This window comes from Jiella soli (genome assembly GCF_020615385.1).
Taxonomy (GTDB): Bacteria; Pseudomonadota; Alphaproteobacteria; order Rhizobiales; family Rhizobiaceae; genus VKMB-3413.
Map to the genome: position 1 here is coordinate 51378 of NZ_JAJAVB010000010.1, position 12152 is coordinate 63529.

The 12152-nt window shown below is 66.3% G+C and carries 8 protein-coding genes and 2 tRNA genes; 3 read left to right on the top strand and 7 right to left on the bottom strand.

Annotation, left to right across the window (positions count from 1 at the left end):
• The first annotated feature begins 56 nt into the window (after positions 1-56).
• Both LH400_RS06715 and bla read left to right on the top strand, forming a co-directional pair.
• Positions 57-1109 carry a sodium:calcium antiporter gene (locus tag LH400_RS06715; protein ID WP_229151898.1) on the top strand — a complete coding sequence of 351 codons (1053 nt, stop codon included), beginning with the start codon at positions 57-59 and terminating at the stop codon, positions 1107-1109.
• Between the two features lie 312 nt (positions 1110-1421).
• A complete protein-coding gene (gene bla / locus LH400_RS06720) occupies positions 1422-2309 on the top strand; it encodes a class A beta-lactamase (RefSeq protein ID WP_229151899.1) in 888 nt (295 codons plus the stop codon).
• A 62-nt stretch (positions 2310-2371) separates the two neighbouring features.
• Here bla and mfd read toward each other — a convergent pair whose 3' ends face one another.
• The gene (gene mfd, locus LH400_RS06725; protein WP_229151900.1) at positions 2372-5887 is read right to left on the bottom strand and encodes a transcription-repair coupling factor; all 3516 of its coding nucleotides are present in this window, start codon (positions 5885-5887) and stop codon (positions 2372-2374) included.
• 3 nt (positions 5888-5890) lie between these two features.
• Positions 5891-6181 (bottom strand): FAD assembly factor SdhE, encoded by a 291-nt coding sequence (locus tag LH400_RS06730; protein WP_229151901.1) that lies wholly within the window; start codon positions 6179-6181, stop codon positions 5891-5893.
• A 95-nt stretch (positions 6182-6276) separates the two neighbouring features.
• Between LH400_RS06730 and recG the strand changes: the two genes are divergently transcribed.
• Positions 6277-8379: an ATP-dependent DNA helicase RecG gene (gene recG, locus LH400_RS06735; protein ID WP_229151902.1), complete on the top strand. Its 2103-nt coding sequence runs from the start codon at positions 6277-6279 to the stop codon at positions 8377-8379.
• 141 nt (positions 8380-8520) lie between these two features.
• On the opposite strand, the gene LH400_RS06740 is transcribed toward recG, so the two are convergent.
• The 5 genes from LH400_RS06740 to LH400_RS06760 all read right to left on the bottom strand — a co-directional run bounded on the left by LH400_RS06740 (position 8521) and on the right by LH400_RS06760 (position 12038).
• Positions 8521-8595: transfer RNA gene (locus tag LH400_RS06740), tRNA-Val, on the bottom strand.
• Between the two features lie 179 nt (positions 8596-8774).
• On the bottom strand, positions 8775-9533 hold the full coding sequence (locus LH400_RS06745; protein WP_229151903.1) for an HAD-IA family hydrolase: 759 nt from the start codon (positions 9531-9533) through the stop codon (positions 8775-8777).
• Between the two features lie 105 nt (positions 9534-9638).
• On the bottom strand, positions 9639-11270 hold the full coding sequence (locus LH400_RS06750) for a calcium-binding protein (RefSeq protein ID WP_229151904.1): 1632 nt from the start codon (positions 11268-11270) through the stop codon (positions 9639-9641).
• A 223-nt stretch (positions 11271-11493) separates the two neighbouring features.
• Positions 11494-11877, bottom strand: coding sequence for a hypothetical protein (locus tag LH400_RS06755; protein ID WP_229151905.1), 384 nt, complete (start codon positions 11875-11877; stop codon positions 11494-11496).
• An 87-nt stretch (positions 11878-11964) separates the two neighbouring features.
• A tRNA-Cys gene (locus tag LH400_RS06760) sits at positions 11965-12038 on the bottom strand.
• Between the last annotated feature and the right edge of the window lie 114 nt (positions 12039-12152).

Here is a 12152-nt window from a genome sequence, read left to right on the forward strand (position 1 = left end):
GTTTTTGACGGCGGCACCCTAGGGTTTGGCTTCACCGCACCGTCAGGGGAAGCACTGTGTCAGGGGAAATCCTGTTATGGGTCGCGGTCGCGCTCGGCGCCACGGCGATCGTATGGAAGGGCAGCGGCCTGCTGGACGACTCCAGCACAAAGCTCTCCGCTTATTATCGGCTGCCGCCGGTCGTTCACGGAGCGATCGTCGTGGCGATCGGCTCCAGCTTTCCCGAACTCTCGACGACCGTCATCTCATCGCTGATCCACGGCGAGTTCCAGCTCGGTGTCGCCGCCATCGTCGGTTCGGCGATCTTCAATATTCTCGTGATTCCCGCGCTCTGCGGGCTCGCCTCGAAGGGTCGTCTCGAAACCAACCGCGAGCTGATCTTCAAGGAGGCTCAGTTCTACATGGTCTCCGTGGCGGTGCTCCTCGTCACCTTCTCCTTCGCGGTGATCTACAATCCGGTCTCGGGGACGGGCGATACGATCGAGGGCGATCTCACCCGGGCGCTGGCGCTGATTCCCGTGGGGTTCTACGTCCTCTACGTCGTCGTCCAGTTCATGGAGACGCGGGATCATCCCGCCCCCGAGGCCGAAGATGACATCCGGCCCGGCCGCGAATGGCTTCTGTTTCTCGCCTCGCTCGCCATCATCGTCATCGGCGTCGAAGGCCTGGTGCGCTCGGCGATCAATCTTGGTGAGATCCTGGACACTCCGAGCTTCCTGTGGGGCTTCACCATGGTGGCCGCCGGGACCTCCGTTCCCGATGCCTTCGTGTCGGTCCGCGCCGCCAGACGAGACGAAGGCGTCACCGCCATCGCCAACGTCCTCGGCTCCAATATCTTCGACCTCCTGATCGCAATCCCGATGGGCGTCCTCGTCGCCGGCGCGACTGCGATCAGCTTCTCGATCGCCGCGCCGATGATGGGCCTTCTGACCGTCGCCACCGCCGCCCTCTTCGTCATGATGCGGACCAGCATGGCGCTGACGCGGATCGAAAGCTGGATCCTTCTCGGCGTCTACGCCGTGATGGTGATATGGGTCGGCCTTGAAAGCACGGGCGTGACGCATCTCCTGCGGGGTCTTCTGCAGGAGGGAGGCCAGGCAGCCGGATAAGAGACGGCGGATCCGCATAATGACCGGCCCCGCAGTCCTGCCAGACCTGACGCATCCTCGGCCGCGGTCCGTGGGCCCGCTACGCGCATACATGCCGGACACGATCCGGCGGGCGCGTGAGCGCCGTTCGCAGTTCGTAAACCATGTCGCGCAGGGCCTGTGAACAGATGCAGCGCCGCTGTGGTCTCCCAAAATTGCGCCGCAAGAAGGCTCCCCGAAACGGGATAGGCAGGGCGCGCTGTCCGGGACCGCTCCGGCCAGCCTTCCTTGTCCGTGCCGCCCAGGGCGGCAATCATCAGGAGATGTTCCATCATGAACGCCAATATCGGGCCGAAGCTGCTGCTTGCCGCCCTTCTCGCCTTGGCAACGGGTTTTGATCCGCAATCCGCGACGGCTGCGGAGATGAAGGACAAGCTCGCCCCCGTCGTCGCGAAGATCGAGAAGAAGCTCGGCGCACGCGTCGGCGTGGAGATCCTTCCGGCCGAGGGGCCCGCCTCATGGTCCCACCGCTCGGATGAGCGCTTCCCGATGGCGAGCACCTCCAAGGCGTTCGCTTGCGCCACCCTCCTTTCCAAGGTCGATGCCGGTAAGCTCAGCCTGGACGAGGCCGTCGTCGTCGAACAGGGCGACATCCTCGACTATGCGCCCGTCACCAAGGAGCAAGTCGGCCAGAAGATGACGCTCGGCGCGCTGTGCGAGGCCGCCACCGGCACCAGCGACAACACGGCGATCAACCTCGTCCTCCAAGCGATCGGCGGCCCGGACGAGGTCACGCGCTTCCTGCGCGGCATCGGCGACACTGTCACGCGGCTCGACCGCGACGAGCCGGAGCTGAACGAGGGCCGGCCGGGCGACCCGCGCGACACGACGACGCCGACGGCAGCGGCGACAAGCCTCCGCGATCTGGTGCTGGGCGACCCCCTGTCTGCCGATTCGCGCAAGCGGCTGACGACATGGCTCGTGGAAGACAAGGTCGCGGGTCCCCTGCTGCGGTCCGCCCTGCCCGACGGCTGGCGGATCGCCGATCGCAGCGGCGCTGGCGGGCACGGCACCCGCGGCATCATTGCCGTGATCTGGCCGGCGAGGGCCGAACCGGTGATCGCCGCGATCTACATCACCGGCACGAAGGCATCGATGGACGAGCGCAACCGCGCCATTGCGGACATCGGGAAGGCGCTCGTGGACGCGCTCGGCCACTGATGCGGCGTGAGCAGGATGCCGTCTGGCGAGTTCGGCATCGGGTAAAGGCGCAAACAGGCGGCTCAGGCCGCCTGTTTCTGGCCCTCGTCGGCGAAGCGCGCAAGGTTCGTCGCGATCGTCGCGGCGCCGTTGAGCCGCTTCTCCGGCGTCGGCCAGTCGCGGATGAGCACGATCGACTGGTCCGGCCTGATCTTCGCCGAAGCCCCCTGCTCGCCGATATAGCGCACGAGGGCCGCCGGATTGGGGAAGGTCTTGTCGCGGAACTGGACGACGAGACCCTTCGGTCCGGCATCGAGCTTCTCGATATTGGCCTTGCGGCACAGCGACTTGATGAAGACGACCTTGAGGAGATGCTCCACCTCGGGCGGTAGCGGCCCGAAGCGGTCGATCAGCTCCGCACCGAAGGCGTCGATCTCGCGCGCGTCGTTGAGGTCCGCCAGGCGGCGGTAGAGCGTCATCCTGAGCTGCAGGTCGGGAACATAGTGCTCCGGGATCATCACCGCCGTGCCGAGCGCGATCTGCGGCGACCACTGGCCGTCGGTCTCCGCCTCCTCGCCCTTCATCGTCGCCACGGCCTCTTCCAGCATCTGCTGGTAGAGTTCGAAGCCGACCTCCTTGACGTGGCCGGACTGTTCGTCGCCGAGAAGATTGCCGGCGCCGCGCTGGTCGAGGTCGTGCGAGGCAAGCTGGAAGCCGGCGCCGAGCGTGTCCAGCGACTGCAGCACCTTCAGCCGGCGGTCCGCGCCCTTGGTGGGCGTCTTGTTAGCCGGCAACGTCAGTAGCGCGTAGGCCCGCAGCTTGGATCGGCCGACGCGGCCGCGGATCTGGTAGAGCTGGGCAAGCCCGAACATGTCGGCGCGGTGGACGATCAACGTATTGGCCGAGGGAATGTCGAGGCCGGATTCGACGATCGTCGTCGACAGGAGCACGTCGTACTGGCCCTCGTAGAAGGCATTCATGATGTCATCGAGCTCGCCCGCCGGCATCTGGCCGTGCGCGACGGCCACCTTCAGCTCCGGCACCTGGCTATCGAGGAAGTCCTTCACCGAAGCGAGATCCGAGACGCGCGGGCAGACATAGAAGCTCTGCCCGCCGCGATAGCGCTCGCGCAGCAGGGTTTCCCGCACGATCATCGGGTCGAAGGGCGAAACGAAGGTCCGGACCGCCATGCGGTCGACCGGCGGCGTGGTGATGAGCGAGAGTTCACGCACCCCGGTCAGGGCGAGCTGCAGCGTGCGGGGGATCGGCGTCGCCGACAGCGTCAGGACGTGGACGTCCGACTTCAGCTCCTTCAGCCGCTCCTTGTGCTTGACGCCGAAATGCTGCTCTTCGTCGATGATCAGGAGGCCGAGATTCTTGAAGTTCACCGCCTTTCCGAGAAGCGCGTGGGTGCCGACCACGATGTCCACTGTGCCGTCCGTCAGCCCCTTCTTGGTGGCGGCAAGCTCCTTGGCGGTGACGAGGCGTGAGGCCTGGGCGACGTTCAGCGGCAGGCCGCGGAAGCGCTCGGCGAAGGTCTTGAAATGCTGGCGCGCAAGGAGGGTGGTCGGGACGACCACCGCGACCTGCAGCCCGTTCATCGCCGCGACGAAGGCGGCGCGGAGCGCGACCTCGGTCTTGCCGAAGCCGACATCGCCGCAGACGAGACGGTCCATCGGCCGGCCGAGCGAGAGATCGTCGGTGACCGCGTCGATGGCGTTCAGCTGGTCCTCGGTCTCCTCATAGGGGAAGCGGGCGGCGAACTCGTCCCACAGCCCTTCCGGCGGGACGAGCTTCGGCGCGCCGCGCATCTGGCGGGCGGCGGCGATCTTGATGAGCCCATCCGCCATGTCTAGGAGGCGCTTCTTCAGCTTGGCCTTGCGCGCCTGCCAGGCGCCGCCGCCGAGCTTGTCGAGCATCGCCTCGGAGCCCTCGCCGCCATAGCGCGACAGAAGCTCGATGTTCTCGACCGGCAGGAACAGCCGGTCGTCGCCCTGGTAGCGCAGCTCCAGGCAGTCGTGCGGCGCGCCGAGGGCCTCGATCGTCTTCAGCCCGACAAAGCGTCCGATGCCGTGGTCGACATGGACGACGATGTCGCCCTCGTTGAGGCCGGAGACCTCGGAGATGAAGTCCGAGCCGCGCTTCTTGCGCCGCCCGCGGCGCACGAGCCGGTCGCCGAGAATGTCCTGCTCGCCGACGACGGCGAGATCCGGCGTCTCGAAGCCCGCCTCGATGCCGAGGACCGCGGTGATGACGCGGTTCTTCGGCGCCTCGTTGACCTGCTTCAGGCTCTCGGCGATCTTAATCCCGCCGAGCCCGTGCTCCTCCATCACCTGGGAGAGCCGCTCGCGCGAGCCTTCGGTCCAGGCGGCGAGGACGACACGCTTGCCGCCTTCGCGCAGCCGGGCGATATGCGAGACCGCCGCCTCAAAGACGTTGGCATCGCTTGCCGCGCGCTCGGTCGAAAAGTTGCGCCCGCGCTGGATGTCGAGATTGACGACCTCGCGGCCGGAGGCGTCGGTCACGCCATAGGCGGAGAGGCGGACCGGGTCTGCAATCGCCAGCGCTGCCGCGAGGTCGTCCTGCGAGAGATAGAGCGCGTCCGGCTCGACCGGGTGGTAGGGAACGGCATCGGCCCCGCCCTCGCCCGCCGCGGCGCCCCGCCGGCGCGCGTCGTAGTGGTCGGCGATCGTCTTGCGGCGTTCCTCGACCGATTCCATCGTCAGATGGTCGAGAACGACCGGGAACCCGTCGCAATAGTCGAACAGCGTGTCGAGCCGCTCGTAAAACAGCGGCAGCCAGTGTTCCATCCCGGAGAAGCGCTTGCCCTCCGAAATCGACGCATAGAGCGCGTCGGAGCGCTGCGCCGCGCCGAAGCGCTTGATGTAGTTGGTCCGGAACCGGCTGATCGTCTCCTCCGAGAGGCTGACTTCCGAGACCGGCGCCAGCTCGAAGCGCTTCAGCTGCTTCGTCGTGCGCTGGCTCGCCGGATCGAAGGCGCGGATCGTCTCCAGCGTGTCGCCGAAGAAGTCGAGCCGCACCGGCTCCTCCTCGCCCGGCGCGAAGAGGTCGAGAATGCCGCCGCGGACCGCGAACTCGCCGCGCTCGCGCACCGTCGCGACCCGCTCGAACCCGCCGCGCTGCAGCGCCGTGACGATCTGCTCCATCGCGATCCGCCCGCCGGCGGAGGCCACGATCGACTCCTCGGCGAGGACGGTGGCCGGCGGCATCTTCTGCAGCATGGCATTGGCAGTCGTCAGGATCAGCGCGCGATGCGGATCCTTCCGCAGCGCCGACAGCGAGGCGAGCGCCGACAGCCGCCGCGCGGCGATCTCGCCGGACGGGCCGACGCGGTCATAGGGCAGGCAGTCCCAGCCGGGCAGCGTCAGGACCGGGAGATCCGGAGCGACGAAGCGCAGCGCGTCCTCCAGCTCGCCCATTCGGTTGCCGTCGCGCATGACGAAGACGACCGGCTTCTTCTTGCCGCGCAGCCGCGCGATGTCGGCGAGGAGGAAGGCGTCGTAGCCTTCGAGCACGCCGCCGATCTCGAGCCCGCCGCCGCGCTCCAGCGCCTTCTTCAGTCTGTCGGGAACGCTCACCGTTCAGGCTCCCCAGTCGCCGGTGTGGAAATCGCGGATGCGGCGGAAGACGCCCGTGTCGTAGTTCTCCGGCACCGTTTCCTCGCCGGTCATCCAGCGGAAGAGATCGCGGTCGGGCACTTCCATCAACAGCTCGTAATCGGTGAGCTCGGCGTCGGTAAGCGTCGCGATCTCGGAATCGGCGAAGCGTCCGAGCACCAGGTCCATCTCGCGGATGCCCCGGTGCCAGGAATGGTAGAGCGCCTTGCGGCGGCGGACGTCGAGATCGCTCGAAGAGCGCTGCATGCCGGTCATGTCATACCTGTGGTGTGAATTCCGCCTCTATATAGGGATGGTTTTCGCCTGTCAGCCTTGCCATTGCGCCGCCGGATCGCCAAACCTCGCGCACCATGCGCCCGTCGATCCTCGATCCTCTCTTTGCCGCCGTCACCACGCTGGAAGGCGTGGGACCGAAGGTCGCGGGACTGTTCCAGACGCTCCTGGTGCGGCCCGGCGAGACGGTGCGGGTGCGCGACCTGTTGTTCCACCTGCCGACCGGGCTGATCGACCGGAGGAAGCGCGCCGAGATCGCCACGGCTCCGGAGGGGTCGATCGTCACGCTGACGGTGCGGATCGACCGGCATCAGGCGCCCGGGAGGGCTCAGCGCTCGGCGCCCTATCGCGTCTTCGCGCAGGACGAGACCGGCGAGATCGCACTGACCTATTTCCGGGCGCAATCCGGCTGGATGGAAAAGCTCCTGCCGGTGGGCGAGACGATGATCGTCTCCGGCAAGGTCGAATGGTTCAATGGCCGCCCGTCCATGGTGCACCCGGACTTCGTCGCGCCGCTCGCCGAGGCTGAGACGCTGAGCCTCGTCGAGCCGATCTACCCCATGACGGCGGGGCTCTCGGGCAAGGTCCTGCGCAAGGCGATCGCCCAGGCGCTCAAACGGCTTCCGACCCTCGGCGAATGGATCGAACCCGGCGTCGCCGCCCGCCAGAGCTTCTCGTCTTTGACGGAGTCCTTGAAGCGCCTGCACGATCCTGCCGACGCCGTCGACCTCGACCCGGAGGGCGCGGCGATGCGGCGGCTGGCCTATGACGAGTTCCTGGCGAGCCAGCTGGCCCTCGCCCTCTCGCGTCAGAACATGCGCGCCGTGCGCGGCCGGGTGATGCGCGGCACCGGTGGCTTTTCGAACAAGCTGCGCGCCGCCCTGCCCTTCAGGTTGACGGAGGCGCAGGAGACCGCGATTGCCGAGATCGCCGCGGACATGGCGGCCGAGGACCGCATGCTGCGCCTCCTCCAGGGCGACGTCGGTGCCGGCAAGACGGTGGTCGCGCTGATGGCGATGGCGATCGCCGCCGAATCCGGCGCACAGTCCGCTCTCCTCGCCCCGACCGAGATCCTCGCCCGCCAGCACTATGACGGCCTGTCGAAGCTCTGCGATGCCGCAGGTCTCTCGATCACGCTCCTCACCGGCCGCGACACCGGCCGGGTCCGTACCGAAAAGCTCGCCGCGCTTGCCGAGGGACGGACCGACATCATCATCGGCACCCATGCGCTCTTCCAGGAGGGCGTCGAATATCGCGACCTCGGCCTCGTCATCGTCGACGAGCAGCATCGCTTCGGTGTCCACCAGCGCCTGAGCCTGACGAGGAAGGGCCGGGCAAGCGACCTCCTGGTGATGACGGCGACGCCGATCCCGCGGACGCTCGTCCTCTCCGCCTTCGGCGACATGGACGTCTCGCGACTTTCGGGCAAGCCAGCCGGCCGCAAGCCGATCACCACCGTCGCCGTGCCGATGGAGCGGCTGGGCGCGATCGTCGAGCGGGCTGGCCAGGCGATCGCGGCCGGCGACCGCATCTACTGGGTCTGCCCGCTGGTGGAGGAGTCGGAAAAGAGCGACCTGATGGCCGCCGAGGAGCGCTGCCGGCAGCTGCGCGAGGTCTTCGGCGATGCCGTCGGCCTCGTCCACGGCCGGATGAGCGGCGAGGAGAAGGACGCCGCCATGGCCGACTTCAAGGCCGGCCGCACGAGGCTCGTCGTCGCCACGACGGTCATCGAGGTCGGCGTCGACGTGCCGGACGCCTCGATCATCGTGATCGAGCACGCCGAGCGCTTCGGCCTGTCGCAGCTTCACCAGTTGCGCGGCCGGGTCGGGCGCGGCGAGAAAGCCTCTTCCTGCGTCCTCCTCTACCGCGCGCCGCTCGGCGAGACCGCGGCCGCCCGACTCGCCGTCATGCGCGAGACCGAGGACGGTTTCCGTATCGCCGAGGAGGATCTGAAGCTCAGGGGCGAAGGCGATCTCCTCGGCACGCAGCAATCCGGCATGCCCTTCTTCCGCATCGCGAAGATGGAGCACCATATGGACCTGATGGAGATCGCCCGCGACGACGCGCGCCTTGTGCTGGCGAAGGACCCGGAACTGAAGAGCGAGCGAGGCGAAGCGCTGCGGGCGCTTTTGTACCTGTTCGGCAAGGACGAGGCCGTGCGGCTGCTCAGGTCCGGTTGATGACGCAGGCTAAGGCCTGACGGTGCTCTTGCGGTCACCCACCGCATGCTCATTCCCCTTCCCGGGAAATTCGCGATCTGACGGTGACGATGTCGGAGGCAGCAGGCGTTTCCGCTGGCTTCGACCAAGACCTGGAGAAGATGGTGGGCGCGACAGGGATCGAACCTGTGACCCCTTCGGTGTGAACGAAGTGCTCTCCCGCTGAGCTACGCGCCCGACCGACCCGGACCGAAGGCCCTGGCGAGACGGAGCGATATAGGCCTGCCACGCGCCATCCGTCAACACGTCGATTGACGTTCGTATCCTGCGGCACGCCTGCGCACGTTGCGGGGCTCGATCCAGGCGGAGATGCCGGGAAGGTCCTCGCCCGCTGCCGTCTCCTCCCCGCGAGATTCTCAGTCGGATGCGCGCGAATCGCTGCTCGGCAGGGCGGGCCGGTAAACCCGGTTCGAGCCGCGGCGGGCCGCGATCAGCGAGGAAGCAAGATCCGCATCCAGGAGATCGTAGTCCGCGATGATGCGATCGGCTCTCCTGCGGGCTTCGGCGTCCGGCGCATAGCCGAAGTCGACGAGGATCGAGGCGATGCCCGCTGCGCTCGCCGCATCGATGTCGGCGGCCGTATCGCCGATCATGACCGCAGCGCCCACTGTGCCCCCTGCCCGCGCCAGCGTCTCGGTGACGTGCGATGGATGTGGCTTGCGGAAGGGAACGGTATCGGGGCCGCAGACCGCGGAAAAGCGTGCACGGAGCCGGAGTTCGCCGAGCAATTGGTTGGCAAGGGTCTCAAGCTTGTTGGTGCAGACGGCCAGGATGAATCCCGCGTCTGCGAGGCGATCCATCGCACGCTCGACCCCGGCAAACGGGCGCGAGGCGACCGCGATATTCGCCGCATAGTAATCCAGGAACCGCGCGACCTGCTCTTCCATCTCGGACCCGGAAATGTCGCGCCCGTTTCGGCGATAGGCCTCCGTCAGCATGACGCGCGCTCCATGGCCGGCATGCGGCCGCACGAGACCGAGACTGACGGGAGAGAGCCCGGCGGCAAGGAGGCAATGGTCGAGACTCGCCGACAGATCCGGCGCGGTGTCCACCAGTGTCCCGTCGAGATCGAAGACGGCCACGGGAGCCGGCTTCTCCGTTTCGCTCGTATTCATCGCGCGCCAATCATCCGTTGTGCCGGCGACAATGGCAGAGCGCCGCAGAGCGCGAAAGTGCGCCGCACCCTGCGGGCGCTTGCCACTGCTCGGATCATCCGGTCCTCAGAAGACGAAGTCCCCGGCGTCGAGGGTCGATGGCGCGATGCCGCCGAGGACGAGGGAATCGCCGTTTCCGAGATCGATCACCGCATCGCCGGCAGCATCCTGACTGATGACAAGGGAGCGGAAGCTCGTGAAACCGCTGGCGCTGAGGTCGAGACGGTCGATGCCGTGCTCGAAGCCGTAGACGGTGTCGCTGCCGTTGTCGGCGGTCGTGTGATAGGTGTCGGCGGCACCGTCCCCCGCTCCGAGATAGATCAGGTCGTTGCCGGAGCCGGCATAGACGTCGTCGGCGCCGTCGGAGGCCGCGATCGTGTCACTGCCCGCCGCACCGTACAGAGTGTCGGCGCCGCTGCCCGCGGCGATGGCATCGTCGCCGCTGCCGCCGCCGACCTCGTCATTTCCCGATCCGGCAGCAATCGTGTCGTTTCCGCTCCCGCCATAGATCTTGTCGGTGTCGGTCCCGCCATAGACGAGGTCGTTGTCGGCACCGCCGAAGGCCCGGTCGTTGCCGGCCGATCCGTAGATCGTGTCCGAGCCCACTCCGCCGCCGATCGCGTCGGCCTCGTCCCCGCCGGCATAGGCATCGTTCCCCGCGCCGCCATAAAGTGCATCGTTTCCGGCGCCACCAGCGCCGACATCGTCGCCATTGCCGCCGAAAACGAGATCGTCGCCGCCGCCTCCATAGGCGGAATCGTCGCCATCGCCGGAGAAGATGGTGTCGCTTCCCTCTCCGCCCGCCAGCGCGTCGGCGCCGGCCCCGCCGGTCAGCACGTCGTTTCCGGCAAACCCCTCGATGTGATCGTTGCCGTTGCGCCCCGAGATCTGGTCGTTTTGCAATTGGCCGAGATAGAACGCGCCGACATTTTCGCGTCCAGGCGTCACGTCCTGGACGAGGCCGTCGCTGGCATCGAAGATCATGACGGAATCCGGCGTCATCTGCCCCGAGAAGCTCGATTCATCGAGACGAGCGATCGCCTCGAAGGCCAGGGTGCTCTGGCTGTGGGCGTAGGCGTCGTAGGGGTGCAGGCCATCGTAATTCCCGGCCATATATTCGGGGGTCGCAAGAACGAGATTGTCGAGGCTCGACGGGCTGTCGCCATAGCCTTCGATCAGCCGGTAGACCGGATCGTTCTCGAAGCCGAAATTGAGGATGCCGCTGGCCTCGGAAATGTTGGGCGAGGCGAAGGCGACGAAGGTCGCGTCCGCGAACCGGCCGCCATAACTGCCGGCGGCAATGTCGGCCATCTGATTGGTCGCGCCACCGCCGAGGCTGGCGCCGGTAAAGGAGAAACTCGCGCCGGCCGGGACCACCGCCGCCAGCGCCCCGAGCAGCGGATCGAAATTGTCGATGTAGTCGCCGGTCGCAAGCTGCGGGAAAAAGTAGGGATCGACCGAGTCGTCCGTGCCCCGGAAGGAGATGATGAAGGAATCGCCCTGCTGCAGGACGATCGCGCTGGCGCCGTCGTTGGTGAAATACGGGCCGTCCCGGTATGCCTGATCGACCCCGAGCGTTTCCGGCATGACGACGCTCCAGCCCTCCGGAATGGCACCGCCCGCGAACGAGGCGATCGCAGCGCGGCCGAGCAACTCGACCTGGGGAAGCGAAACGGGAAATCCTGAAACGATCGACATCTTCTTCTCTTTTGTCCGAGCTCTTCGGGTGACTTTAGTTCGGCGACAACGCAACAGCGCAGAGACGGTTGCGGATTCGGCCACCGCAGGATGAAGATAACGTACTTAAAACACAGATGTTTTTCCCATCTGACACCCGAATCGCTATGCGCACGCTTCGCGGTTAAGCCCGGACAAGCTCAGAATTCTATGAAAGGAGAGTTCAATCTGACGCGGAGTTGTTTCAGAGCACAGCTGCTCCAGCCAATATAGTTCCCACCGCAAACAGTAGAACTGATAGCGTAAAAAGTGAGAGACCAATTATAGCCCACTTTTTTCCGCTCGGCTGCTCCTCGAAATGCGCTTCATTCGCATATCTATGCTGGGCAAACCAAGCAACTGGAAAGACAAGACCGGCGATGAAGGTACCAGTCGCATAGACGAGAGCCGCATAGAAAAGCGTGCTTGAGTCGGTGGCCGTAGCCACCTCGCTATCAAGACGATCACCGAGAAAGGCGACGATCGATACCCCGGCACCTGCATTGATCAGAACCGCTGTACGGATGCCTTCGAGGCAGAACTGCACCGCCCAATTTACATTCTGAAATTTCCAGTCGGTGCTCGTCATCGTGCATCTCCGGCTCTCTCATCGAAAAGAACAAGAGTTCCGCGGCGGCTGTCAATCGTAGCCCATGCACATGAGAGAAAGCGGGAATGGAGGCCTCGGCCGGAATCGAACCGGCGTGCAAGGATTTGCAGTCCTCTGCGTAACCACTCCGCCACGAGGCCCCGTGGGCGCTGTACCTACTGATTCCGCGTGGGTTCTGCAAGGGCCGCGGCGAGGCTTCCCTCAGTTCCGTACGCCGTGGCGGGTGTGGACGCCGCAGACACTTCGCGCCGTCT